The following is a 26,448-nucleotide window of genomic DNA, read 5'->3' as shown; positions in this document are numbered from 1 at the left end:
CTCTACCCTCCGGCCGTTCCAAGACCAAAACTACTCATGAGCGTTCCCATAATAAGAGCCCAGCCATCTACAAGAACAAACAGCATAAGCTTGAATGGCAACGATACGAGCATAGGCGAGAGCATCATCATACCCATGGCCATAAGAATGGAAGCTACAACAAGATCGATAATCAAAAATGGCAAGAACAGCATAAAACCAATCTGGAAGGCTGTCTTAAGTTCACTTACCACGAAAGCAGGAATAAGTACTCTCATTGGTACATCTTCAAGCTTATCAATTTTTATATTGGCAAATTCACTAAATGCGCTCAGATCGGACATTCTTGTCTGATTTATCATGAACTTGTGTATTGGTTTCTGACCTATCTGCAAAGCTTCTCTAGCCTGAATTTTCTCCTGCATATAAGGCTCTATAGCCTGGGTATAGATATCGTCAAAAACAGGTGTCATGACAAAAAGTGTCAGGAAAAGAGAGATACCTACCAGCACCTGGTTTGATGGGGCTGTCTGAAGACCGATAGCCTGTCTTAAAATAGAGAGAACAATAATAATTCTTGTAAAAGACGTCATCATCACAAGTATTGATGGTAGAAAGGACAGAAGCGTCATCAGGATGACAACCTGCAATGACAATGAGTAATCCTGAGTACCATCAGGATTTGTCTTTACAGTAAAAGCTGATATATCAAGAGTATTCTCTGCATAAGCGCTTTGAGAAAAGCAAAGTATTGAGCCAAAGAAAACTGTAAGACAAAGGCTTACAAAGAAAGTTTTCTTTAATGAAGCTAACCTTTTGATGATGGCTTTTGTATTGCCCATATAGTTTTCTTTACTCAGTATCATCGCTACTCTCTTGAGGCTTATCGTTTATCTGTGCAGATCCTTTTAAAAGAGACTCAAAATCAGACTTGTTTGTATCCAGATCTGTAAGATAATTTATCTGATTGACTGTAACGCCTAACAGCACTTTTCTTCCATAGGCATTTACCACCATAATCTTTTGTTTTGGGCCTAAAAAAAGCTGATTTTCAATTCTGAGATCACCAGTATTAATTCGACCAAAACGTGTCTTTTTCAGAAGATAAGCCAATATCAGGATAATAAAAAGGATTACAAAGGTAGATGTAATCCATGAAACGATATTAGCTGATGAAACTAGCCCCCTGTTTGTTGCAGTTTCATCAGCATAAACAGATGCTGACACAAGCATTAGTGCAATGCTTATAATTCTTCTCATAATTACTGCAACTTCTTGATTCTTTCGACCTGTGAGATAACGTCTGTTAAACGGATACCGAACTTGTCGTTAACAACAACCACTTCACCATGAGCGATTAGAGTACCGTTAACCAGAACATCTAATGGTTCACCAGCTAATCTTTCAAGCTCAATTACAGAGCCCTGGTTTAACTGCAGTAAATTTCTAATAGAAATCTTTGCATGGCCAACTTCCATAGTAATGGTTACAGGAATATCAAGAATTGAATCAAGCTTTTTTCTCTCTTCAACAGATAAAGGAGCCTTTGCAGAAGAACTGTCCTCATCGAACTGCTCTACAGCAACACCTTCAATCTGACCTGCCCCTTCCTGAGCGCCTAAGGCTGCTGCCCACTCGTCTGCTAATTTCTGATCATCTGACATAATACTACCTGCTAATCATCATCAAATTCTTCAACATCATCATCATCCGCAACAGAAATATTATTGCCTTTAATGAAGCTTAAATCATTCTTAACACTCTTAGGTCTTTCTAGAACCTCAGAGATTTTAATTGCCATCTTGTCTTTGACCTGGCCAAGCTTTGCATGATAGCTTGGCAGATCTTCAATATATACTAATAGATTTGGCGGAATTTCAACATTAAGAACATCACCGACCTTAAAGTTCATGATATCTCTTAGTGACACAAGAGTATCTAAAAGCTTTACTCTCATATCAACATTAACATCCATAACCTCTTCACGCAGAGCTTTGTTCCAGCGGACATCGGTATCACCCTTATCTGACTGAACACCAGCATCTAAAAGCTCTCTGATAGGTTCAATCATTGAGTATGGGAAGCAGATGTGCAAATCACCGCCACCACCATCAAGATCGATATGGAACTGATTAACAACAAGAACTTCTGATGGGCTTACAATGTTAGCCATAGATGGGTTAACTTCAGAGTCCAAGTACTCAAACTCAACGTCCATTACAGGAGCCCAGGCTTCCTTGTAATCGGCAAACACCATCTTTAAAAGTTTCTGAATAATACGTCTTTCAGTTGGTGTAAATTCACGACCTTCAATCTTGGTTCTGAATCGTCCTTCACCACCAAAGAAGTTTTCCACCATAATGAATACAAGCTTTGATTCAAGAGTAATTAAAGCTGTACCCTTCAATGGTCTGAAACGGACCATGTTCAAAGAGGTAGGCACATACAGACCCTGTACGTACTCACCAAATTTCATCATATTAACGCCAGTCCAGGTAACTTCAGCAGAATGTCTCATCATGTTGAAAAGACTGATACGCATATGTCTTGCAAATCGTTCGTCAACAAGCTCAAGTGTTGGCATACGACCACGGACAATACGTTCCTGAGAGCCAAAGTCAAAGGATTTAATACCCGAGGTGTCCTGGGGAACTTCTGGCTCTACATCATCTGCACCATGCAGAAGGGCGTCAATTTCATCCTGTGTTAAATATTCTGTCACAGATTAAGCTCCATTACTGTAAAACAAAGCTTGTAAACAGTATCTGCTCTACGACTGGTGCTTTTGCAACCTCAGTCATACGTGCACGTACTGCATCTAGTAATTCTCTTTTCAGTCTGTTTCGTCCTGTAGGAAGAAGCAATGATTCATAAGTCTGAGCTGAAAGCTTATCAAACACAACTGAATTTAGAAGTACAAGATGCTTTTTAGCTAAGGCCTCGTTTTCTTCACCGATAACAACCAATACAAGTTCTAACTGACCGTTATGGGTTCGGCGCTCTCCTTTAACAGTATAAGTAAAAGGAGCCCCTAAAGGAACATAAATCTCTTTTTGTAAAAGGCGTTGCTCAAGCTCCTCTTTAGCCTTCTTAGCAGCAATCTCCTCTGGAGTTGGGCCTTCATTTTTGTCGTTAAAGAATTTTTCATAAACAAAAAGACCACCTGCTGATATACCAAGCAGTAGAAGAACTAGCAGAATAAGCATTAAAAATTTCTTCTTTTTGCTTGGCTTTGCTTCTTCAAGGTTATCATCTTTTTCATTCGCTGCCATAGGACTCTCCATGCTTTTCTTTTATTATGGCATATTGCATCAAATAATTATTTGATTTTTTATGCAAATTTGTTCATAAAGTCTATATTTTGTGAGTTAATTAGACTTTCAAAGCTGAGATTATCATCAATAAACTCGATATTTTCGTCATTGTCAGCTAAATTGTGCTCTTTTTTGTGATCATCAGAATTTTTTTCTGACTGCTCTTTTTGATGACCTGACTGCTCCTGCTCGCTGTACTCTTCAACTCTAGGATCAGCCTTGATGTCATTTGCCATCAGTCTCTCTTTAAGATCGGTAAGCCCCTGCTCGACTAACTGCTTTGTTGCCTGATTGCTTGCACTGATTGATACAGATGCAACCTCATCTGATTTTGTCATATCAATGCTTATTTTGAGCTTACCCATACCTTCAGGAGACAGCTGGATATTAACGCTCTTTAGGTTTTTTGCAGCCATCTTCATAACGGATTCTGTTATCTGCTGAGCATTTTGCTTTAGATTAGATGACATTAAAAGTGTTGAGAATGATGAATGAGTACTCTGAGTAGTTGCACTCTTTGCATTCATCTCCTTAATAAATGCGCTTGCAGATGTATGATTCTGGTTCCCACCAAGTGATGAACCACTATCCTTTGATGAAGATCCGTTACTGCCTTTTAATGAATCAGCATTCTTCTGATCACGAAGGACAATTGTGTTTCTGTCAGCATCTTTAGTGTTAGCAGTATTTTCATCAGGATTTGCAAACTCATCTGATGCTAAAGACTCTTCACTTACATCTGTCTCTGAATCACTTCCCTTTACAGCAGCTTTTAATATATCAAGAGACTTTTTAAACTCGCTAACCTCATTCTCTTCAGGGAGAAGCTCTTCTTTCTCGATGTTGTGTGAATTCTCTTCAAGCTCCATTGAAGCTATAATTGAATCTTCAATTGCTTCAAAGGTCTTTGCACCAAACTCATCGTCATTGATACTCTGTGCTGTATCAATTTTATCTACGACCTCAACAGATTCAGCATTAAGTTCAGTTAGCATAGATGCTATCTGTGACTTTAAAGTCTTATCAGTTGATGAAGGATCCTTTATTGCAAGCTTCTTTGCGTTGTCTGCAACTGTATCAGCTGTTTTTTCTTCAGTCTCTTCATCAGTCTGCTCTTCATCAACCTCGTCCTCTTCTTTAATCTTTAAAGTAGACTTTAAAAAGATATCTGTTAAGGATTCTGTTTTAGGATCAGATATTTCATCAGGGTTCATGTTTTCTGCGTTTTTTAAAGACTCTAGAAGTTCAATATCCTCTTCTGTAATTGGTCTTGATTCTGCCTGCACATCTGCATATATTTTTGGTGTTTCAAGCAGTTTATAGTTGTTTAGTATCTGCCCCTGTACTGCCTGATTATTCTCTTGATCAGTAATAGCATCGTTGTTTACCTCATCTTCACAAATTATTTTTGCTTGTTCTTTTATTTCTTTACATTCATCAGATTCATTAAAATTTTTGAATGGATCAGATTTGTTCTTATTTAAAACATCCTGATCCAACTTCTCATATCGAGATGAAGTCTCAGAAGAACTACTCTTTCTTGCAATATTTCCTTGCTTGAAAGTTACTGTGTTTTCTTTTTTTATTACAGAAAGATCTTTTTTATTCTCACCATAAAGACTCTGAGTATTTCTATCAGTACGAGTAGCTTTGTTTTGCTGCTTTACAGGAGAAGCATTTATTGAGTCACTAGTCTTGGCTAGATTGAAAAGATATGAAAAATCCATACCTGATGATCTGTCAGTATTTCTATCACTGGCAGAAGTGGCAAGATTTAACAATTTTTCATTCTGCGTAGAGGCAATTATTTGCATACCACATTCCTCTTTATTTCGCTTCAGATAGTAAATTTTTATTTATTATCAGTATTTTATCCACTTAAAGATAAACTCAAAGTTTATCCTAAGTTTTTATTATGCAAATGTGGTGCCAATTTATAAGGTGGGTTGTTTTAATTCATAAAAATGGAATCTAAGAAGTGAAAAAATAATACTACAGTTTGTTGATTACATCGAATAACCATTAGATATGAAATTTATTTTCTTGTCATTGCTTGGGAACAGCGTAAGGTTTCAGAATTAGTAACTTCATACTCTGGGGGAACACCAAAATCAGGAACAGCTGAATATTACGATGGAGACATACCATTCATTCGTTCAGGTGAAATTAATAATGACAAAACTGAATTGAATATTACAAAATTAGGTATGGATAATTCATCCGCTAAGATGGTTCATAAAGGGGATATTTTATATGCACTATATGGAGCCACAAGTGGTGAAGTAAGTCGTGCAAGACTTGATGGTGCAATAAATCAAGCTATATTGGCATTGTTGCCTAACAAGGATATAAATGCAGATTTTTTGGTAGAGTGGTTCAGAAAAGAAAAGAGCAATATTATCGCAACGTTTCTCCAAGGTGGACAAGGAAATTTATCAGCACAAATAATTAAAGAACTAGTTGTTGCAATTCCATCTTCTCATGAGCAAAAGAAAATAGGCGACTATTTTTCAATACTAGATAACCTTATTACCCTTCAGCTGCGTAAGTGAAAAATGAATATTTAGCCTTAAAATTATTAAATAGTGAAAAAACAATATTCATAAAAATGAAACAAGTTTTCAGACTTTTTCATGAACAAATAACGTATGCTTGGGAACAGCGTAAGTTGGGGAATATTGGTAGCACATATACAGGATTGTCCGGAAAAAACAAAGATGATTTTGGACACGGTGATGCTAAGTTTATTACTTATTTGAATATCTTTAACAACGCAATTGCAGATCCTGAGCAATTAGAAAGTATTGAAATTGATCCTAAGCAAAATGAAATCAAATATGGCGATATCTTCTTTACAACATCTTCAGAAACTCCAGAAGAAGTAGGAATGTCTTCTATTTGGCTTCAAAATCAAGCAAATGTATACCTAAATAGTTTCTGTTTTGGTTACCGTCCCATAATAGATATTGATCCTTATTTCATGGCCTTTAATCTTAGATCTGAATCTATTAGAAAGAAATTTATGTTCCTCGCACAAGGCATTTCAAGGTATAACATTTCTAAAAATAAAGTAATGGAAATGGAAATATGTCTTCCTTGTTTAGCTGAACAAAAAAAGATTGGTGCTTTCTTTTTTAAACTAGATAATCTTATCACCCTTCAGCAGCGTAAGTATATTTTCCAAATAACATAAAGTAAGGAGTTTCAACTATGAAAACTGCACTTTTTTATGAATATTATGAAAAATGGATTTCCATTTATAAAGATGGAGCCATAAGAAAAGTAACGCTCAATAAATATAAAATGACACTTCAATGGTTAAAGAAGTTGATTCCAAACATAAAAGTTTTTGAAATGACAAGAAATGTATATCAAAAACTATTAAATGACTATGCAGAAGTTCACGAAAAACAAACAACAATGGATTTTCATCATCAACTCAAAGGTGCAATCATGGATGCTTTAGATGAAGGATTGATTGAACATGATCCTACTCGAAAAGCTATCATCAAAGGTAAAGTATCTCGTTCTAAAAAGCCTAAGTTTTTAAGCCAGTTTGAGCTGCACTCCTTACTTTCTGTATTGGATCTTGGAAGTACCATAAATTCTGATTGGCTCATTCAATTGATAGCAAAAACAGGATTGAGATTTTCGGAAGCTATTGCTCTTACTCCAAAAGATTTCGATTTTGCTCATCAACTTCTATCTATTGATAAAACGTGGGATTACAAGGGGGAAGGAGGTTACCAACCAACAAAAAATAAATCTTCTGTAAGAAAAATTCAGATTGATTGGCAAACCATTGTTCAATTCTCAGAATTGATAAAAAACTTACCAGAAGACAAACCCATCTTTGTTAAAGAAGGAACAAGGCTTTATAACTCAACAATTAACGATCTTCTTGCACGTAAATGCAGGTTAGCCAAAATACCTGTTATATCGATTCACGGTCTAAGACATACACATGCTTCTTTATTGTTGTTTGCTGGAGTATCAATTGCTAGCGTTGCCAGAAGACTTGGCCACGCTAGTATGAACACTACGCAGAAAACATATCTACATATTATTCAAGAACTTGAGAATAAAGATGTAGATATTGTTATGAGATCGTTAGCAAGTCTTTAAGATCTAAAAAAAATACGCTGCTGATTTTTAGAATCTTATTACTTACTACACTACCTTTGTCTTAAAGGTAAAATTTCTTCAGCAATCAAAGATTCTGCTTTTTCTCTTACTAATTTTCTGTAGCGAAGCTTTGATAATGTTCCTCCTTTAGCAACATACTCATCAAAATAGCAGAATTTATCCATATTCGAGATTTCAAGACCTATTTCCTTGGAGTAGTACTTTGAAAAGTATCTCATATCAGTTCTTTCAACACACCATTCATTACAAAATGACTCAATTTTCTCGTTAATAATTAAATCAATTTTGTCATTTATTACATGGATTACTTGTTTACCTCTGAACTGTGAAGGTTCCGTTTTTATCTGCTCCCAAATTCCGCGAATAACCTCTCCCAGCTTACGATTTTTTACTTCCATATTTGTAATATATTTTTCTATGGAAGGATCATTAATCTGTCTTATGGTATCCTCATCTGAAGCAGGAACATATTTCTGCATTAACGCTATGAGATAACTGTAATCAATTTGTGTCTGGTTAACTGATTCCAATTCATAGTTAATATCAAGTTCAATTGGATCATCTGAATCTTCGCGATTTTTAATTTCTTCAATAACATTATGGTATTTACCAGTATAAGTATCTAGTTCTTTTTGAGAGACAGTAAGACCAGTAATTCCTTTTAAAATTACCCCTATATCAGTTTCTTGTAATTCCTGATAATTATTTATTTCATTATCATCACTATGATTTTCATTTGTAACATCATTTGATGATTCTCTACTAATATATTTCTCAGCCTCCGATGACCACTCCTCATATGTTTGCACTGCTGCTAAGGCTTTATCAAATCGCTGGAAAAGTGATGCAAATTTCTTAAGTTCAGATTTATCTGTACTTGAAGAAATTTCAATATCCTGAGGATTTTCTTTATAAGCTTTTAATTCAGCTAAAGCTGTAATAAGCCTATCTTTACACTCTTCATAAGATGGAGCTTGAACATAATTACCTCCTCCATTCGAATATAAGTCAAGAGCTTTATCAAAGGCTTTCTTAAACATTGCAGGAGTTTGGAATGTAACAATGTGGCCCCAAGATTTTTTATCTGAATATATTCTATTAGTTCTTGAAAAAGCTTGAATTATTCCTTGAGGGCTCATAGGTTGTCTATCAATAAATAATGTTGACAAACAAGGTGCATCAAAACCTGTTAACAGTCTATCAACAACTATTACTAAATCTAACTGCTCCTTTCTCACCTTGTATTTTCCACTTTTTCTTGCAAGACGTGCATTAAGATCCGAATTATATGAAGCAATGTTTTCTAATGTCCATTTTGTGTCAAACATCTTGTTGTAATCTTCTAGATATGCTTTCATCATATTTTGATTTACTTCAGAAGATTCATCATTTTCAGAAACTGAGTACGTAATTGCAATTTTTGGGAAATCAGGCTTTAAACGTTTTATCTTTTCTTTTATTCTCCCCTTCGAAATAAAATCCTTAAACTCAATATAATATTTCTGAGCTTCTGCAATACTTGAACAAGTTAATATGGCTTCAAAAGTTTCGCCATTAGGTTCTTTTAATCTAAACAAGTCAACTGATTTATTGCAGATATAATCTATTACTTGCTCTCTATGCTGTGGAGAATCATAGAAATTTTTGTTTTCCGATTTAGCCTTAAACGCTTTTAATACTTTATCTTCTAAGTCTGCTCTATCAGCCTTTTCAATAAAATCAGAATCTTTTCCTAAATCTAGTTGATCTGCAATATCTTCTAGTTCCTGTCTAGAAAACCCAGAACTCTGTACCTGAAAACCTAATACAGCTTTGTCATGAAGAGCTTCTTTAATGGTGTACTTATGAAGACATCTTCCATACTGTTGCTCTGTTGTTCTTGCTGCCTGACCACATTCGGCTTTTTTGTTTTCTTTGAAAATAGGAGTTCCAGTAAATCCATACCACAATGATTTTTTAAATTGTGTATCAAAGAATTCAGATATAATTCTTTTTGATTGGTCACTTATTGCTCTATGGCATTCATCTACTACAAAAGCAACATTCTTCTCTTTGATCTTCATTGCTGTTTTATAGTAATAAGCTGATTCATCACCATTTGCAATTGCTTTCTTGCATTTTTCTAACAAGCAATCCATCTTCTGTCTGGTTGCAACAATTACAATTCTGTCCTTACTTTTTAAAGCCTTTTCAAGATACTTAGTGTTCTCTGTTTCAAAAATCTGATCACCAGTACTTTCTGCGTAAGACTTAAAACTTAAAGTAGTCTGCTGATCTAGATCCTTTCTGTCAACTAAAAAAATAGCTTTATCAATGCTTGGAATATCAAGAAGATTTCGAGTTACATTAAAAGATGTAATTGTTTTGCCTGAACCTGTTGTATGCCACACAAAACCAGATCTCATTTTCGGATCAGGATGTACACTTGCTTCTTTTACAGCCTCAATTGCATGGATCTGATATGGTCTCAATAGAAGCAATGATTTTGTGTTTGCATCGAGCATACTATACTTTCCAACCAATTCGTGAGCACATGGTATATTTAACGCATGCTGAGCAAAACTTAAATAATCATCAACTCTATGGTTGTCCTTATCTACCCAAGAAATTAGAAATTTTTTATTCAACTTATCATGAGTTGCAGCCGCAATGTATTTTGTATCTGTTCCATTTGATACAACAAACATTTGAACAAGACCAAACAAACCTCTAAATTTACCCTCCCCAGAGTATTTTTTTATTTGATTAAAGGCCTCATCTATACTGTGATCCTGGTTTTTAAGTTCAATATGGATCATAGGAAAACCATTGATAAGAAGAGTAACATCAAAACGTCTATTTCTATCCTTACTATCATCCCTAAAAGCAACGTATTGATTTATCACTTCATAGGAGGAATTTCCTCCCTTAATTTGGCGATTATCAATTGCATCTAAGCTGATACTTCCTTGTTTTGCATCTTCTCGTTTTAATGGAATTTGAGCTAAACCATTCTCTCCTGACAGCCAAGTACCAGCCTTAAAAGGAGATTCAGCCTGAGTTTTAATAAATTCCTTTATTTGCTCCATTTCAAAATCAGTAATGAGAACACCATTTAGCTTATTAGCATTTGAAGCATTCAATTTTTCTCGAATGTTATTCCACAAATCGTTCTCATTTTTTAAATCTTGTCTGTAATTCCACTGAGAAACTCCAGTAGTAAGCACTTTAATTAATTTTTCTTCAATTGTTGATTCTAATTCTGACATAAATAAAATCCTTACTATACAAACATCTGCTGAAGAAAACCTTTCTTCAATTGTTTTAATGATTCTAACTTACGCTGCTGAAGGGTGATAAGATTATCTAGTTTAAAAAAGAAAGCACCAATCTTTTTTTGTTCAGCTAAACAAGGAAGACATATTTCCATTTCCATTACTTTATTTTTAGAAATGTTATACCTTGAAATGCCTTGTGCGAGGAACATAAATTTCTTTCTAATAGATTCAGATCTAAGATTAAAGGCCATGAAATAAGGATCAATATCTATTATGGGACGGTAACCAAAACAGAAACTATTTAGGTATACATTTGCTTGATTTTGAAGCCAAATAGAAGACATTCCTACTTCTTCTGGAGTTTCTGAAGATGTTGTAAAGAAGATATCGCCATATTTGATTTCATTTTGCTTAGGATCAATTTCAATACTTTCTAATTGCTCAGGATCTGCAATTGCGTTGTTAAAGATATTCAAATAAGTAATAAACTTAGCATCACCGTGTCCAAAATCATCTTTGTTTTTTCCGGACAATCCTGTATATGTGCTACCAATATTCCCCAACTTACGCTGTTCCCAAGCGTCAGTAAATCCAGGAAAACGAAGTTCTGGAAAATTGCTTCCATTTTTTGGAAACATTTTTTGAAGAAGTCCTTTTTTTAGTTTTTTTAGATTTTCACACTTACGCTGCTGAAGGGTAATAATGGAATCTAAATTTGAAAAATACTCGCCGATTTTTTCTTGTTCTTCAATAGATCTAGGAACAATCATAACTGTATTTTGCATTGCTGATTTAGATAAAGATGTTACCTTTATTCCTTGCATCAATGGTCTCAATTGATCATGGTACGAAGGTGAATTTAGATAATAACCAAGAAATTTAGAAGCATATTTTTCATTTGGTCTGAATGCCATTGTATGTAATCCAGCAATTAGAGTTTTGCCTTTAGAACACACGATTTCACAGCACTTTCCGACTGTTTCATCTTCTGCCGTATCTGCAAAGATAATATCTCCGTCTTGCAAAAAAGACTTATAAAATTTGTTTACTACATCTGTATCCGTGATATACGGCAAGTTCGTTTTCGATGCATCAATATATTCACCATATTTTATTAAAACATCACCATAATGAATATTCTGGGCAACTCCATATTCATCATTAAGATTTGCTCTTGAAAGAGTGTTATTTTGAAGTCCTGTAAATGAAATTCTAAACTCACGCTGTTCCCAAGCGTCAGTGAAACCAGGAAATCTAAGTTTTGGTACTTTCTTTTCATTAGACATGGCTTAAACCTCCATTCTAAAGGTTAAACCAAGCTCTTTAAAATAATCATTCAAAGAGTTACTTAATTCATGTTCTTCTTTGCAGATATTTTCAAATTCCTTAAAAGTATCTTCAATGTTGATTGGTTCCTCTTCTTCAAACGTATCAACATAACGAGGAATATTTAAATTAAAGTCGTTTTCTTTAATTTCTTTGTATGACGCAAGATGTGCATACTTATCAATATCTTTACGTTCCTTGTATGCCAATAATATCTTGTCTATAGCTTCATCAGTTAAAATGTTTCTTGTTTTTTCTTTTACAAAATCTTTAGAAGCATCAATAAACAAAACATCTCGTGAAGGATTGTTCTTTTTAAGAATTATCACACAGGTTGGAATTGGTGTATTAAAGAATAGATTAGCTGGTAAACCTATAACTGCATAAATAGATCCATCTTCTAATAGATGCTGTCTAATAGTACCTTCCGCAGATCCTCTAAATAAAACTCCATGAGGTAATACGATTCCCATAACACCATCTGTTTTCAAATGATAAAAACCATGCAATAAGAAAGCATAGTCTGCAGCACTTTTAGGAGCTAATCTTTCGTAACGAGAAAATCTAACATCAGTTATAAGTGAAGGCTGGGCATCCCATTTTAATGAATATGGAGGATTCATTGTACAAGCATCAAAATTTGTTGGTTCATCAACAGGCCAATCCAAAGAAAGTGTATTACCGTTATTTAAATGCTGGTAACCTGATGACACATTGTGTAGCATCATGTTCATTCTTGCCAAATTATAGGTTTGATTGTTGATTTCCTGTCCAAAGAAATGAACTAGGCGAGAATAATCTACATTGTCTTGTTTATACATGTAATTCTTTACTTGAAGAAGTAGGGAGCCAGAACCACAACAAGGATCGTAAACAGAGAAACCATCTTTTTTCTCCCTGCCCTGAGTAACAATTTTAGCAATCAGTTTTGAAACTGCCTGAGGGGTATAAAACTCACCTGCTTTTTTACCTGATTCAGAAGCAAACTGGCCAATAAGATATTCATAAGCATCACCTAAAGCATCATCTGAATACTGTGAAAAATCAATACCCTCCAATGCTTTGATAACAGATGAAATCATCTTGTTACATTCCATCACATTCTTACCAAGATCTTTTGATGAAATATCAAAATCATCAAATAAACCATCATAGTGGTTTCCATGAGACTGTTCTATATTTCTAAATGCCTGACTTAAATTTTCTAAGAGAAAAGAACCTTCATTGATCTGATTATAAAACGCAGTGAATGTGTGCTCAGGTAGAATAATGCAGCCCATATCCTTTTGTAGCTCTTCGCATAATATTTTCCAGTCTTCAGAATTCTGAGCTGTATCTTCATATAATTTTTGTGCTTCTTCTAAAGATACATCCTTTCTATTTTCAATAAGATCTACTACTTTGATTAGGTATTTATCTGAAAGAGCCTTATAGAAAACTAAGCCTAATAAATAATCCTTATATGCATCAGCTGACATTTTTTGACGTAGTACATCTGCAGCAGCCCATAGTGTTTTTCCTAAATCTGATGAAGTAGTAGCCATAATAAATAACCTTTAATTAACAAAAAATTTCTTTACAAGACCATTCAACGTTTGAATTTACAAACGGATAAATCTGATTTATACGTATGTATCAAACTTTTACTGTGTAATGAGCAGTAAAACATTTTTCACACTTTTTATTATCTTAAATATAGTTAGAGATTGCTAAAAACTTTTAGACATTATATTACACATATGTATAATTACTCTACACATTTTACTCAATTCTTCATAATTTTTTAGCAATTATGCGATCTTAGATAATGATAATAATCATTAGTTGTTCTTATTCATCACCAAACGTGCATGCTTAGATGACACAAGATCGTCAGCAAGTTTCTGCTCTGCTTTAGCTTCTTTAATGCGTCTTTGGATCTTATGTTTTTCAAGGAGGGATTCAATGATTTTACGCTCTTTTTGCTTTTCAAGATAAAACTGCTGAGCTCTTTGCTCCTGCAGTTCAAGTTGTTTTAAGCCGTTTTCCTGTCGCACTTTAATTTTTTCAAGTTTATCTAAAAACTGAACATATGACTGATACATAGTCATATCAAGACCATTTTTAGATTTTGACTGCATTTCAACTTCATATATTTTTGCAAACTGTTCTAGCTGTGCCAACTGATCTTTAAAAGACTGAACAGCCTTTCTGGCATCAGACCACATTCTAAGGGCTTCTTCTTCAGCCTTTTTTCTAAGATCGAGAACTAAAAGTAAGGATTTATCAGAACTCATCTTGCTCTATCCTCTTCTTAGCCTTGTGGCAGCTGATTTTTTGGAGTCTGTTTAAATGATACGGAAGGATTCTTCTTAACGGTTACAGCAGGTTTACTGTTACCTGCATTCATAGCATCAATCTTTGCCTGTGCGTCATTGATTAGGATCATAGACAACTGTTTTAGACCATCAATTGATTCTTTGTAAGGAACAATCTGTTTCATTTCCTGAACAGTAAAATCATCAATATAAGGCTTAATCATGATTGCCTGATCAACTCTTGGATCTGATCCATGCTGATAAGCACCAACCTGAATAAGCTCTCTTGACTGGGTATACTGAGCAAGACACTGTCGTATTGTTCTTGCCATTACCATATGCTCAGGAGTTACAACAGCCGGCATTACACGGCTTACAGATTTTTCAACATCGATTGCAGGGAAGTGACCGGAGTCAGCAAGTTCACGGGATAGAACAATATGACCGTCAAGAATAGCTCTTGCTGAATCTGCAATAGGATCCTGCAGATCGTCACCTTCAACTAAAACAGTGAAGAAGGCAGTAATTGATCCCTGATCTTTACCACCGTTACCAGCTCTTTCAACCAAAGCAGGAAGCTTTGCAAATACAGATGGCGGATAACCTTTAGTTGCAGGAGGTTCACCTACAGCTAGTGCAATCTCACGCTGAGCCATGGCATAACGGGTTAATGAGTCTATCATTAAAAGAACGTTATAGCCCTGATCACGAAAATACTCTGCAATCTGAATTGTGGTCTCACAGCCTTTAAGTCTCATCAGAGGTGAAGCATCGGCAGGAGCTGCTACAACAACAGAGCGCTTTCTTCCCTCTTCTCCGAGAATATCATCGATAAACTCTACAACCTCACGGCCACGCTCACCAATAAGGCCCACAACAACGATATCAGCTGTAGTACCACGTGTCATCATACCTAAAAGTACTGACTTACCTACACCTGAACCTGCAAAAAGACCAATACGCTGTCCCTGACCTATGGTAAGTAAGGAATTGATTGCCTTTACACCAACATCTAATGGCTCTTTGATAGGACGACGTCCCATTGGATTTAACTTTTTAGGATGCCACTTTGTTGCAGTTGTACTTACTAATGGTCCCTTATCATCGATAGGATTACCCATACCGTCTAGCACACGTCCTAACAGATGAAGTCCGTATGGATAAGAATCAGTATTTGCAACAGGAATTACAGGATCGCCATTTTGAACCTCAATGATATCAGAGGTAGGCATAAGGAATGTTGTCTCACCTGAAAAGCCAACGACCTCGGCAATCATGGGACCATTATTAGTATCAATACGACATCTCTGACCTAAAGGCACCTTGATACCGACAGCCTCAAGAGTAAGACCGACTACTCTTGTAAGATGACCAGAGATAACAGGAGGCTTTTCACTCTCCACAAGATTTATTGACTGCAGTCTGGAGAGAAGATTACTCATTTATATCTCCCCGGTTGCGCTTTTAGATAGAATTGAAGCAGCATCCTCATCAGACATAGGCTCTGATACCTGACTTTCAAGCTCTTCAATTGCGCTAAGCTCTCTGTTTTGTGGCTCATCCATCAAAACCTGCTGTGCATCTTCTTGAGGAGCATCAGATACTTCATTTTCAGATACAGACTCATCTGAAATTTCGCCACCTTCACTTTCAGCATCCTGCATCTGTTGATGATCTTCTGGATTTACACTATGTTCAATTGAATCTTTTATGTCAGTTAAGGTTCTTTTTGCAATCTTCTTTTTTGGGATCTCATCATACTCAGGACATCCCTCGATTGATTCTTTTAAAGCTGAGTTTACATTTGGATAGACACTGCTTAAGAATTCATCTAAAAGAGAATCAATTCGGTCATTAACTCGCCACTCAACAGTTGATGCACTATTGCAGACTCTAATATCACCAATCTCAAGTGACTCATCGTCATTAAGCTCCCATTGCTGTTCATTTATATACTCACTGCCAAGAGCACTTCTAACAAGAGCTGCATCTTCAGGGTTTAAATAGATAGATGCACCTTTCTTTGAATTTGGAAGTATTGAAAGAGCTTTATCCAGTGTATTACGTAAGAAAGGCTCATTATTATTAATTTCCTTTCTTATAATCACCTTTGCAAGACGGGAAATGATATAGCAGATTTCATCTGTTACATCTCTATCAAGCTCACGAAGTGGATTTGCAAGAGAGTCAGCAAGATATCTAAAACGCTCTACCTGTTCAAGCACGACGCTCTGACCTGACTCTAAACCTTCAGAGTGGCCTTTTGAAAAGCCATCTTCCTGGCCCTGACGAAAACCATCCTGGTAGCCTTTTTCTAAACCTTCAGCTACACCTTTTTCAATTCCATCATTATATCCAGACTGAAAACCTTCCTCATGACCTTTTGCTCTACCTTCTTCAAGGCCCTGATTTTTACCTTCCTCAAAAGCTTCGTTTCTAATCTGTTCTAGCTCTTCAACAGTAAAGGCTGGCTTTTGTCTTTCAGCCTCAATAAGCTCCATTTCCTCATCAGCCATGTTGCTGATTTCCAAGAAAAGCTCCTGTCTTTTTTTTGACTGAAACTGTTCAAATTCTTTTATCTGAGCTTTTTTTCGGGACTGATAATCTTCAATTCTTACACCAAGTGCATTTATAGGACCTTCAGCATCATTCTCATCAAGAGTCGGCCAGACCTTAACCTTGTAATCTTTGGCCATCTCAGCTGATGTAACAGTAGAAACAGTTCGATGATATCTAATATCAAGACGGCTCTTTTTAAGCTTCTGGTTATCCTCAGCATTAACAACGGAATCATCAACTTGTTCCTGTGAAAAAAAATCGTCCATAGTATTCCTTCAGTCACTAGATGAAGTCTGAGCTTCCACCACCACGGCTTAGCATGATAGCGCCAGAATCTGCAAGTTTTCTTGCAATAGTAAGAATTTCCTTCTGAGCAGCCTCAACATCTGAGAGCTTGGTAGGTCCCATAGATGCAAGATCTTCACGTAAGGATGCAGCTGCACGAGAAGACATATTCTTGAAGAACTTCTCCTTGAGTCCATCGTCTGCGCCCTTTAAAGCCTTCTGCAACACGTCTGATGGAACATCACGCAACAGAGTCTGGATTGAACGGTCATCAACACCATTGAGGTTGTCGAATACGAACATAAGATCCTGGATCTGATTACCGATTTCCTTATCCTGAGACTGAATAGCATTCATCAGCTGAGTCTCAGTTGAGCTATCTAAGTAGTTCATAATATCGGCAGCACTCTTTAGACCACCAATCTTTGCAGACTGTGAACCTGCGGTACCGGCAAACTGTTTTTCCATAATTTCATTAAGTTCTTGCAATGCTGCAGGCTGAACCTCTTCTAAGGTTGCAATTCTCATAATAAGATCAAGTCTTACATTTTCAGGGAACTGAGAGAGAATTTCAGCTGACTGCTCTGGCTCAAGATATGATAAAACGATAGTCTGAATCTGAGGATGCTCATGCTGAATAATAGTAGCAACCTGTCGGGCATCCATCCACTTTAATGAATCAAGACCACGAGAACCGGTACCCAAAGAAATCTGCTCGATAAGGTTGTTTGCCTTTTCTGTACCCAATGCAGCAGTAAGAGCATGACGAACGAAATCTGAATTTCCAAGACCAAGATTTGAATGACTTGTAACATCCTTTAAGAAGGACTTATGTACAGCATTTACCTGATCTTGAGTAAAGTTTGTCATCTCTGACATTCTGATACCAAGTTTCTGAACCTGTTTTGGCTCAAGATTCTTGAAAATCTGTGCAGCATCCTCCTCAGAGAGAGAAAGCATCAGGAGCACGCACTTGTCCATTCCGGACATACTTTCAAGTGCAGTCTTCTCGTCTTCAGTAAACTCAAGGACAGCATTGCTATTGCCATTAATTGTAGGCGACTTTGCAATAGGTGCCTGTAAATCTGTATCTGACATTTGTAACTCCTATGACTTTTCCTTGAGATCTTCTGCAAGCCAGTCTTTAATAACTTCAGCAGTAAGCTGTGGTTCATTAGATGCAAGAGTACGCACAGCCTTGAGCAGATCGGCTTCTTTTCGCAAGTTTGGAAGCTCGATACCACCTTCTGTATTGATGGTATAAACCTGATCTGCAAGCTCCTTGTTCTTTGCAATGAGATTGAAGTCATCAAATCCATCAAGAGCTGACTGAGAATCAAGCTCATCCTGGTCAACCTCAGGTACATCAGTTTCATCCTTACGCAGAAGCTTGTTGAGCAGAGGTCTTATTACGAAGACTACAACAATCAGCACAATCAGGATAACTGCAAGAGGTTTTACAAGCCTTATGAACCAATCCTGCTGGTAAACAGGAAGTTCAGGTGTGATATCACCATGAGGGAATGAGACAGTCTCCACCTTGACAAAATCGCCTCTTGACTCTGACAGACCAAGACCACCGCGTACAAGATCAGCAATCTTGTCAAGATCTGCCTGTGGACGTGGCACATATTCAATTTTATTATCCTTGTTGAGAGTCTTTATATAATCAACAGCAACAGATACGGTAAGACGGGATACAACATTTGTAGGTCTTACAGTATGTCTCATGGTTGTATCAACTTCATAGTTTCTTACAGCCTCACGAGACTCTTTTCTGTTGTCTGAGCTTTGAGAATCAGATGCAGTACCATTCTTGAGCTGCTGAGGAATAGATGCATTAGCAGGAGGCTGATTTGACAGAGAGCCTGGAACTCCATAAGGATTAGTTTTTTCTGACTGACCTGAAGCTTCCTTTAATGTTTCAGATCTAACAGCCTGAGAGTCTGGATTATAAAGCTGACTTGTCTCTTCTTGAATAGTGGTATCTAAAGTTACATCAACCTCAGCTGAATAATTGCCAATACCGAGCATTGGAGCAAGAATAGCATCAAGCTTGTCTCTGTACTGAGCTTCTCGCATGGTACGCATTTCAAATTCGCGCTGAAGCTTGCTCTCTGTTGTATCCTTAGGAACTTCAGCAGACAGCTGACGACCTGTCTGATCGGTTACAGTAACATCCTTGCTAAGCAGATTATGTACTGAAGATGAAACTATAAAACGGATTGAATTTACATTTTCAGGTGTTAAGTATGCATTTGGCTTTAGAGTAACAACTACAGCAGCACTAGGTCTGCTCTTTTCTCTTGCAAAAACATTCTCCTTTGGAATTGCAAGAAGAACGGTTGCTCTTTGAACACCATCAATTTTTTCAATTGCTCTTGCCAACTGAACTTCTCGGCCATGCTTGATTCTTTCACTTTCCATTCTCTGAGAAACACCGAATCCAGAATCAGTCATGATGATCTTGTCGCCATCATCTGTATTCTCTTTTGGAATGGCAATTCCCTGAATAAGCATTTTTTCAACTATAGAATCATACTCATTAGCATCAACAATAACGGTATTGTTAGATAATTTGTATTTGTAGCCTTCGGTTTTTAAAAATTCGATAACAGGACCGATATCCTGGCTTGAATACTGGCCTAAACGTCTTTGAGTATCAGGAGTATTTGATGAACCTGTAAATGAGAAAACGGCAAAGATAATGCCTGCAATGAATATTACAAGAAAACCTAGGAGAATAAGACGATGAATCATCTCACCATCTTTAAAGAAAGACTTGATACCAGAGCTCTTCTCATCAACTGAGGAGTTGTCAGTTTCTACCGGAGAAAACTGCTCGTTTGGCTCAGATGACACAACAAGATCACTTGAACCTGACTGCTTATCATTACTATCTACAGGAGCTAATGCATTTTCATTTTCCTGAGAAGAAGATGATGTTACCGGAAAACCATTATCTGCCATTTTTAATCCTCAAAGGTTATACCTGCATCTGAGAAACTGTCTTATATGCCTCAAGCATCTTATTGCGGATCTGTAAGGTTGCCTCAAATGAGATACTTGCTTTTTGAGAAGCTAGCATCACATCAGATAAAGTCACAGAGCGATCACCTAAATCAAATTTTGTCTGCTTGTTAGATGAATCATTCTGCAGCAGATTCACATTTTCAAATGCATCTTTCAGCATATTTGCAAAGGCACCGACATTATCATTATGCTCATCATGAGTTACTGTCTTTGCCATCTCCTGTGATGACTGAGCTTTTGCAGCTTCATCATTTGGAGTATTAATTCCGCGTGCCGCGTTGCTAAGAGCATGCATCTGCTGCTGCATCTTCTGCAACTGAGCTAGCATTGACATATTTGAACCTAAAGAATTAACTGACATACTCATAACAACCTCAACAGTCAAAAAACTGACATTTAATCTAATTCTGAAGTATATCTTTCAAGTTATGTGCCAAGTTTGAAAAAAAAATTCTCTAAGCTATTACTAATTAAGTAAATTTTGCCTTTATTGACAACGCTTTTCAAGATTTAATGAAGAATACTGATTAAAAATGAGAGCTTGCATTGAATAATTTGGACAATCATAAGAGGAAATGATTTTTGTTGTACAAAAAAGCAGGATTGTCCAAATAAAGTTTGCAGATTTTACTTTATCTTTCTGCAAGAAATATAACACTGCTTGTTATAGAAACTGATGCCAATGCCATAAATTTCATTTATAAAAGGATTAGTTGTATAACTTTTTGCATATCCTTTATCTTCTATCTGTTTTATAGCATGATTTGCATCTTCTATAACAGATTCGATTTTAGAAGATGCTTTAATCTCTAGAATAACAGCTTTATCACCTGTTTTATTCACAAACATTAAATCAGCATAACCATCACCTGATTCACTGTTTGATTTAAAGTCAGATATGAAATCAGAACAGTTCGTAAATACTCCTGATAAGAATCCATGATAGAAGTTCTCAGGTTTTGCCTTTGTTGCAAAGTCTCTTATTGATACGTAGCTGTTTAAAAGACTATCTATATGCTTTTTTGCAACTGTGAAATCACCTTCAAACAGAGCATTTGCTATAAGCTTTGCCTTATTCTCACCTTGATTTACTATAGTATCAAAGTGCTCTTTTATGTTCTTTATAAAACACTGACGAATTTCTCTGTTTGGGATCTTAAGTGAGTAGACTGTCTTATCTTCTCCAGAAATATTCTCTGTTCTGTAGCCATCTACTGTAAGATATCCTGTAAAAAGCAATAATGTGTAGAAATCCTCAGCTTTGTGCATAGCTAAATCATCATAATTCATTGAATCATTGATGGTGGTCTCTATACACTCTCCATCCATGAGCTTTTGCATATTCTCATTATCTTTATCTGTAAGATATCCAACATATGATAATAATGCGTTGCTTGATGTTGAGTTTATCCAGTAGTTTCCTGGTATTATTGTTTTTCCTGAGCCTATCTTATCTAATGACTCTGCTATAAAGTTAATTACATCCCATGGACAGAACATCTCTTTTTCATTGAATCTGTATCCATCATAGTTTTCTTTAACCAGCGTTGCATACTCTTCAAGCTCATAATCCTTTAATATCTTTACAGTCTCTTCTTTTGTAAATCCTATCATTGAATCAAAAGATTGACTTTCTGACAGAATTGTATTCACATAAAGGTTGTTTACACCTGTAAAGATACTGTTTTTTGCTACCTTTAAACAGCCTGTGAGTACTATCTTTTTAATTGGATATTCTGTGCTATTGTTATTAGGTGTGATTTTCATGAAATCAAAGAACTGGCTTATAAGAGTTACCATCTCATTATGATAACCTTTCTCTGATGCCTTTGCTAAAGGTACATCATACTCATCGATTAAAAGTATGACTTTCTTTTTATAGTGCTTATAAAGACAGTTTGATAAAAATTCTAAAGCCTCTTTTACATATCCCATAGAATTTATATCACACAGAAATTCTCTATTTAGATATTTTCCATAGTTTTCAATCTCATCTTTTGACAGATTCTTACTGTTTAATAAAAAGTCGAAACCAGAAAATAGCCTTACTACGATACGTGCTAATGCATCATAGGCTTGTTCAAAAGTCTCTCCATAAGCGCTTTTAAGAGAAATAGAAATAACAGGGAACTGTCCTAGGTATTTATCTGTAAATTCTTTATCTTTAAAAATCTCAAGACCTTCAAAGAGTTTTTCTTTGTATTCTCTGTTATCACTTCCATCTTCAGCTATAGCTAAAAATGAAGAGAACATATCCATTAAAAGAGTTTTACCAAACCGTCTTGGCCTTGTAAAAAGGATAACGGAAGCTGAGTTTTCAAAAACATTCTTTATGTATAAGGATTTATCTATATAATAGTAATCCTCTTTTCTAAGTACAGAGAATTTCTCAGTTCCAAATGGCAGTTGTTTAAAGCATTTATCGCCCATAGCTTTATCCATATTGCTTATAACTTACTTTATTGTAGCTAAAAAAAATCTTGTTTCAACTATATAGTATGTGAATAAATATAAAGATAAACTGATAGAATTGTTAAAATTATTATTCTGTTAATCAGAGAGAATTTCTTTAAATTCTGATCCGTAATCAAAATCACCAAGATTTATTATTACCAAATTTTCCTTGGTTCTTGATAATCCTGTATAAACCAATTCAGCAAAGGTATTTTGATTTTCATATTTTTTGTCTAATAACAGAAAAACAACTCTAGACTCCCACCCCTTGAAACTATGGATAGTGCTTAATTTTAAGCTGCCTTTATTCATTTCAAAATGAAGCTTTTTTTGTTTTCGTATATCTTCATAATTATTGTTGTTTGGATCAATAATGACTTCAAGCATTTTCTTTATTGATTTTATATTACTATCTAGTTCTTTATAAACATTATCATAATTTAAGCTATATTTCTGGCATTTAAATGCTAACACAGGCTCTATATTATCTTTTAAGAGTTTTTGCAGATAAAAAGCTGTTAAAAGTTCACATTGTATGATTTTTTTATCTTTATTTTTATCTGCATTTGGAACTCCCTCAGATATTTTATCTAGCGTAGATACTAACTGATAGCCACTCAGTTGGTCTTCACTCCAGATCTGAATAGAGCTTTTTAATTCTTGAAAGTTTCCATAATTGATATGAGATAGCCCATGTATCAATTCTTCTATATTTTCCAAAAAAACACTACGATTGTTAGATATTTTTCTTGGTTGTTGTTCTATCCATCGATCTATGCATTCTTTTACTGCATTTATATTTTCTTTATTGCAAAAATTCTGCCGTTCCATCCATTTGTAAATTATTTTTTTTACTTTTTTTGAAAGTTCAACAAAATTAGAGTTCGGATTATGTTGTTTTTTCCAAAATAGGATCATAAATTCAATGGTTTCAAATACAGTTTCTGATTTGCATCCTGTTGTATACCTGTATATTGCGTCAATTAAGCGAAGTAATTTGATTTCTGCTCCTAAAATAGTAATGTCATTAGGATTAATATTATTAAATTTATTTTGACTAAGATCTTCAATAAGTTGTATTAAACTAATTATTTTTTCAAGCTTATTTGGCTTACTTATTTCAATATAATCAATTGATTTAGATGAATTTTTATCAAAAAAATGTAATTCAGTTTGTTTTTCTAGAGATGAATCTAGATCATATTTATTAGATAGGAATTTCTTTTGGTATTCATAGAGAAAATCCTGAATTTCATTATTTGATCTCTTACTTTCATTCAATCTAAAATAAGAGACGTTTTTTGTTCCAAAATATGGTTTAACTATTTTATTTTCTAGCGGAGTGTCATAGATATTCTGCTTTTCATCACCAAATACGAAGTATATTCCATTTTCCCGAAGAAAAAATTCTTTCAGTATTTGCGTCCAAATTTTGTGATAATCTTGAACCTCGTCAATGAAAATAGCATCGTATTTGAAATAATCAGGTTCATGTTCTTTGTGTTGTGATTCTTTTGAAAAAAGTGTATTAAATAAGTCATAATTTCCAAAGTAATTTTTTTCCCAATATTCATCTTTTTCAATTTGTACTAAACTATCATCTGGAGGAGAAATTTCTATACCAGCATTATTAAAGAAGCCTAGTATAAAATGGTGATAATTAGTTATAGTAAAACACTCATGTGAAAATCTTTCTTGAACAGAGTTTATTCTATCCCTTAACCAATTGACCAATGCGATGTTATAGCAAATTACCAAAATTCTAGGATCATGAATTTTCTTTTTTAAATTTAAATATGTATTTACTGCTTTTGCTGCTAAAACAGTAGTTTTACCAGAGCCATATGTACCTCTAATATACGCATTTAGTGTTGGTTTTTCTTTAGGACTGTATATAACACCTGTTTTATTATTACGGTACTTTACATCATAGATTATTTCCATTTGTTTAGGAGTGTAATCTATAGATTTGCCTTGATTTTTCATGTGTTCGGTTGGTGCTAATTGTTGCCTAAAACGAAGGTACATTTTTTCAGTAAAATATTTTGATTTAATGTCACTTCCCAAATAATTTTTTAAAAGTAAATTTTTAAAATTTTCTACAGTTAAATCTTCCTCCGAAAAAATACAATTATTCGCAACATATTTACTTTTTTTTGTATTTGTACCATTGAAATCATAAAATTGAGTGAATTGATTTAAGTTTTTCGAATTAAATAATATATTTCGATTGGAACCATAGAAGAAAACCATCGTATTCACAATGGCGTATTTTTTAGGTTCAAGAATTAACTCTGGTAATAGACCTTTTATATGAAAATTCAATAAATTTTCACGATATTTTCTAACTTGAGCAATAGGTGATTTTATTTCAACACCATTTTTAATTAGCAACCAACTATATTTTTTATCTTGATTGTATGGTTCATTGTATGGTTCAAATGGACTTGATTGTTTTTGAACAACTTTATAATCAGATAAATTCCAGTCTTTAACTTCTATAATAAGAATACCATGATCCTTGCGCATTATTAGGACATCTGGTCTATCCTCATTTAAATAAGGATTAAAATAGATTTCATATGAATCATCAAGGTGTTTTAGAAAATTTAGTAAAAACCATTCTCCTGCAGTTGGAGCTACTCTAAATTTTTTTATATCTTCTAAACCTGGAATAAAGATAGCCATTTCACAACGAGTCTTATTTTATGAAGTAAGAGTACTATAAAAACAATTTTTTGCTATTTATAGATTATATTAGAGCTTTTTGGAGAAATGATACAAAAATATTGCATTTTTTATTCAAAACATGCAATGAATTCAAAATTCTTAAAAGGCGTTACAGACAAATAGAAGGACTTGATATTTTTTTCAGAAGATTATCTGGTTCGGCTCCGTATGATCATAAGTAATTATATATATTGTCTCAGATTTATTTATGCATAAAAGACTTTTTCAATACCAAATTCAGTATATGAAGAATTTTTCAAGACAATTATGTCTTCTCTATGTTTTGTTAAGATTCAGAGAAAACAAAAAAGAATAAAGATATAAAATCTATCTTTTGTTAAGAAAAATGATGAAAAGGATGCCTGACACAATGATTGCACCAGGCAGATATGACTACATTTTAGTTTCTCTTTAAAACCTTAACGCCATCTTCAGTTGCATATAAAACGATATCTGCTCCCTTTGATGCAAAAAGGCCAACAGTTACAACACCAGGGATCTGATTTATCTTCTGCTCAAGTGCAACAGGATCGGTGATATTTAAACCGTGAACATCAAGAATTTCACAGCCATTATCAGTAATACAGCCTTCACGAAGAACAGGATTTCCACCAAGCTCCTTTAGAGTTCTTGCAACCTGCTCACGTGCCATAGGAATGATTTCTACAGGGAGAGGGAACTTTCCTAAAGTCTGTACAAGCTTTGACTTGTCAACGATACAGATAAACTTTGAAGCCATTGAGGTTAGGATCTTCTCGCGGGTTAGGCATGCGCCGCCACCTTTGATCATATTGAAATTCGGATCAACCTCGTCAGCGCCGTCAATATAAACCTCATAAGGCTCAACCTCATTAGGATCAACAACCTGAACACCAACACTCTTTAATGCTTCAGTGGTTTTGTTTGATGAGCTTACAGCCTTTGCAACCTTAGCTTTGCTAATACCGATCTGCTCGATGAATTTCATTACGGTAGAGCCTGAGCCTACACCTAAAACAGCATTCTTTGGAATATAATCCAAAGCTGCCTTAGCAACCATTACCTTTAATTCGTCCTGTGTCATTTTAA

Annotated in this window: 21 protein-coding genes; 3 read left to right on the top strand and 18 right to left on the bottom strand. The window is 35.0% G+C overall.

Annotated elements, in window-relative coordinates; translation table 11 throughout:
- Positions 1-2: 2 nt before the first annotated feature.
- Genes fliP through J5V48_RS01995 form a run of 6 tightly spaced genes read right to left on the bottom strand, consistent with a single transcriptional unit; the run spans position 3 to position 5,107 of the window.
- Positions 3-845: a flagellar type III secretion system pore protein FliP gene (gene fliP, locus J5V48_RS02020; RefSeq protein WP_255557638.1), complete on the bottom strand. Its 843-nt coding sequence runs from the start codon at positions 843-845 to the stop codon at positions 3-5.
- Positions 832-1,239 (bottom strand): FliO/MopB family protein, encoded by a 408-nt coding sequence (locus J5V48_RS02015; RefSeq protein WP_219936512.1) that lies wholly within the window; start codon positions 1,237-1,239, stop codon positions 832-834. The genes fliP and J5V48_RS02015 overlap by 14 nt, the downstream gene beginning before the upstream one ends.
- 2 nt (positions 1,240-1,241) lie before the next feature.
- Positions 1,242-1,643: a flagellar motor switch protein FliN gene (fliN, locus tag J5V48_RS02010; protein WP_219936509.1), complete on the bottom strand. Its 402-nt coding sequence runs from the start codon at positions 1,641-1,643 to the stop codon at positions 1,242-1,244.
- 11 nt (positions 1,644-1,654) lie between these two features.
- The gene (fliM, locus tag J5V48_RS02005; RefSeq protein ID WP_219936505.1) at positions 1,655-2,701 is read right to left on the bottom strand and encodes a flagellar motor switch protein FliM; all 1,047 of its coding nucleotides are present in this window, start codon (positions 2,699-2,701) and stop codon (positions 1,655-1,657) included.
- Positions 2,702-2,714: 13 nt separating this feature from the next.
- Positions 2,715-3,251: a flagellar basal body-associated FliL family protein gene (locus tag J5V48_RS02000; protein ID WP_219936502.1), complete on the bottom strand. Its 537-nt coding sequence runs from the start codon at positions 3,249-3,251 to the stop codon at positions 2,715-2,717.
- Positions 3,252-3,310: 59 nt separating this feature from the next.
- The gene (locus tag J5V48_RS01995; RefSeq protein WP_219936498.1) at positions 3,311-5,107 is read right to left on the bottom strand and encodes a flagellar hook-length control protein FliK; all 1,797 of its coding nucleotides are present in this window, start codon (positions 5,105-5,107) and stop codon (positions 3,311-3,313) included.
- Positions 5,108-5,308: 201 nt separating this feature from the next.
- On the opposite strand from J5V48_RS01995, the gene J5V48_RS01990 reads away from it, so the two are divergent.
- From J5V48_RS01990 to J5V48_RS01980, 3 genes are read left to right on the top strand one after another with little or no spacing between them, the layout of a single operon-like run.
- Entirely contained in the window at positions 5,309-5,845 is a 537-nt protein-coding gene (locus J5V48_RS01990; RefSeq protein WP_219936623.1) for a restriction endonuclease subunit S, read from the top strand.
- Positions 5,842-6,486, top strand: coding sequence for a restriction endonuclease subunit S (locus J5V48_RS01985; RefSeq protein WP_336244980.1), 645 nt, complete (start codon positions 5,842-5,844; stop codon positions 6,484-6,486). The genes J5V48_RS01990 and J5V48_RS01985 overlap by 4 nt, the downstream gene beginning before the upstream one ends.
- Before the next feature lie 17 nt (positions 6,487-6,503).
- The gene (locus J5V48_RS01980; RefSeq protein ID WP_219936495.1) at positions 6,504-7,418 is read left to right on the top strand and encodes a site-specific integrase; all 915 of its coding nucleotides are present in this window, start codon (positions 6,504-6,506) and stop codon (positions 7,416-7,418) included.
- A gap of 50 nt (positions 7,419-7,468) precedes the next feature.
- On the opposite strand, the gene J5V48_RS01975 is transcribed toward J5V48_RS01980, so the two are convergent.
- The 12 genes from J5V48_RS01975 to rpiA form a co-directional block, all read right to left on the bottom strand.
- The gene (locus J5V48_RS01975; protein WP_219936493.1) at positions 7,469-10,687 is read right to left on the bottom strand and encodes a type I restriction endonuclease subunit R, EcoR124 family; all 3,219 of its coding nucleotides are present in this window, start codon (positions 10,685-10,687) and stop codon (positions 7,469-7,471) included.
- A gap of 14 nt (positions 10,688-10,701) precedes the next feature.
- Positions 10,702-11,982: a restriction endonuclease subunit S gene (locus J5V48_RS01970; RefSeq protein ID WP_219936491.1), complete on the bottom strand. Its 1,281-nt coding sequence runs from the start codon at positions 11,980-11,982 to the stop codon at positions 10,702-10,704.
- 3 nt (positions 11,983-11,985) lie between these two features.
- Positions 11,986-13,566 (bottom strand): type I restriction-modification system subunit M, encoded by a 1,581-nt coding sequence (locus J5V48_RS01965; protein ID WP_219936489.1) that lies wholly within the window; start codon positions 13,564-13,566, stop codon positions 11,986-11,988.
- 276 nt (positions 13,567-13,842) lie between these two features.
- A complete protein-coding gene (gene fliJ, locus J5V48_RS01960) occupies positions 13,843-14,298 on the bottom strand; it encodes a flagellar export protein FliJ (protein WP_219936487.1) in 456 nt (151 codons plus the stop codon).
- Positions 14,299-14,315: 17 nt separating this feature from the next.
- Entirely contained in the window at positions 14,316-15,761 is a 1,446-nt protein-coding gene (fliI, locus tag J5V48_RS01955; RefSeq protein ID WP_219936485.1) for a flagellar protein export ATPase FliI, read from the bottom strand.
- Positions 15,762-17,144, bottom strand: coding sequence for a FliH/SctL family protein (locus J5V48_RS01950; RefSeq protein ID WP_219936483.1), 1,383 nt, complete (start codon positions 17,142-17,144; stop codon positions 15,762-15,764).
- Between the two features lie 16 nt (positions 17,145-17,160).
- Positions 17,161-18,153 (bottom strand): flagellar motor switch protein FliG, encoded by a 993-nt coding sequence (gene fliG / locus J5V48_RS01945; RefSeq protein WP_255557669.1) that lies wholly within the window; start codon positions 18,151-18,153, stop codon positions 17,161-17,163.
- Positions 18,154-18,270: 117 nt separating this feature from the next.
- Complete coding sequence (gene fliF / locus J5V48_RS01940) at positions 18,271-20,133, bottom strand: flagellar basal-body MS-ring/collar protein FliF (RefSeq protein WP_219936481.1); 1,863 nt, start codon at positions 20,131-20,133, stop codon at positions 18,271-18,273.
- Positions 20,134-20,149: 16 nt separating this feature from the next.
- Positions 20,150-20,563: a flagellar hook-basal body complex protein FliE gene (gene fliE / locus J5V48_RS01935; protein ID WP_255557636.1), complete on the bottom strand. Its 414-nt coding sequence runs from the start codon at positions 20,561-20,563 to the stop codon at positions 20,150-20,152.
- Positions 20,564-20,823: 260 nt separating this feature from the next.
- Positions 20,824-22,626: an AAA family ATPase gene (locus J5V48_RS01930; RefSeq protein WP_219936479.1), complete on the bottom strand. Its 1,803-nt coding sequence runs from the start codon at positions 22,624-22,626 to the stop codon at positions 20,824-20,826.
- 120 nt (positions 22,627-22,746) lie between these two features.
- Positions 22,747-25,338, bottom strand: a complete 2,592-nt coding sequence (locus J5V48_RS01925; protein WP_219936475.1) for an AAA family ATPase — start codon at positions 25,336-25,338, stop codon at positions 22,747-22,749.
- Positions 25,339-25,780: 442 nt separating this feature from the next.
- Positions 25,781-26,443, bottom strand: coding sequence for a ribose-5-phosphate isomerase RpiA (gene rpiA, locus J5V48_RS01920; protein ID WP_219936471.1), 663 nt, complete (start codon positions 26,441-26,443; stop codon positions 25,781-25,783).
- Between the last annotated feature and the right edge of the window lie 5 nt (positions 26,444-26,448).

This window comes from Succinivibrio faecicola, from assembly GCF_019448115.1.
In the GTDB taxonomy this organism is placed as follows: Bacteria; Pseudomonadota; Gammaproteobacteria; order Enterobacterales; family Succinivibrionaceae; genus Succinivibrio; species Succinivibrio faecicola.
This window is presented reverse-complemented; position numbering and strand designations above follow the sequence as displayed.

What these genes read in the sequence shown, in the direction of transcription:
- fliP (WP_255557638.1), bottom strand. Translation starts at nt 845, where the DNA reads ATGATACTGAGTAAAGAAAACTATATGGGCAATACAAAAGCCATCATC.
- J5V48_RS02015 (WP_219936512.1), bottom strand. Translation starts at nt 1,239, where the DNA reads ATGAGAAGAATTATAAGCATTGCACTAATGCTTGTGTCAGCATCTGTT.
- fliN (WP_219936509.1), bottom strand. Translation starts at nt 1,643, where the DNA reads ATGTCAGATGATCAGAAATTAGCAGACGAGTGGGCAGCAGCCTTAGGC.
- J5V48_RS02000 (WP_219936502.1), bottom strand. Translation starts at nt 3,251, where the DNA reads ATGGCAGCGAATGAAAAAGATGATAACCTTGAAGAAGCAAAGCCAAGC.
- J5V48_RS01995 (WP_219936498.1), bottom strand. Translation starts at nt 5,107, where the DNA reads ATGCAAATAATTGCCTCTACGCAGAATGAAAAATTGTTAAATCTTGCC.
- J5V48_RS01980 (WP_219936495.1), top strand. Translation starts at nt 6,504, where the DNA reads ATGAAAACTGCACTTTTTTATGAATATTATGAAAAATGGATTTCCATT.
- J5V48_RS01975 (WP_219936493.1), bottom strand. Translation starts at nt 10,687, where the DNA reads ATGTCAGAATTAGAATCAACAATTGAAGAAAAATTAATTAAAGTGCTT.
- J5V48_RS01970 (WP_219936491.1), bottom strand. Translation starts at nt 11,982, where the DNA reads ATGTCTAATGAAAAGAAAGTACCAAAACTTAGATTTCCTGGTTTCACT.
- J5V48_RS01965 (WP_219936489.1), bottom strand. Translation starts at nt 13,566, where the DNA reads ATGGCTACTACTTCATCAGATTTAGGAAAAACACTATGGGCTGCTGCA.
- fliJ (WP_219936487.1), bottom strand. Translation starts at nt 14,298, where the DNA reads ATGAGTTCTGATAAATCCTTACTTTTAGTTCTCGATCTTAGAAAAAAG.
- fliI (WP_219936485.1), bottom strand. Translation starts at nt 15,761, where the DNA reads ATGAGTAATCTTCTCTCCAGACTGCAGTCAATAAATCTTGTGGAGAGT.
- J5V48_RS01950 (WP_219936483.1), bottom strand. Translation starts at nt 17,144, where the DNA reads ATGGACGATTTTTTTTCACAGGAACAAGTTGATGATTCCGTTGTTAAT.
- fliG (WP_255557669.1), bottom strand. Translation starts at nt 18,153, where the DNA reads ATGTCCGGAATGGACAAGTGCGTGCTCCTGATGCTTTCTCTCTCTGAG.
- fliF (WP_219936481.1), bottom strand. Translation starts at nt 20,133, where the DNA reads ATGGCAGATAATGGTTTTCCGGTAACATCATCTTCTTCTCAGGAAAAT.
- fliE (WP_255557636.1), bottom strand. Translation starts at nt 20,563, where the DNA reads ATGAGTATGTCAGTTAATTCTTTAGGTTCAAATATGTCAATGCTAGCT.
- J5V48_RS01930 (WP_219936479.1), bottom strand. Translation starts at nt 22,626, where the DNA reads ATGGGCGATAAATGCTTTAAACAACTGCCATTTGGAACTGAGAAATTC.
- J5V48_RS01925 (WP_219936475.1), bottom strand. Translation starts at nt 25,338, where the DNA reads ATGGCTATCTTTATTCCAGGTTTAGAAGATATAAAAAAATTTAGAGTA.
- rpiA (WP_219936471.1), bottom strand. Translation starts at nt 26,443, where the DNA reads ATGACACAGGACGAATTAAAGGTAATGGTTGCTAAGGCAGCTTTGGAT.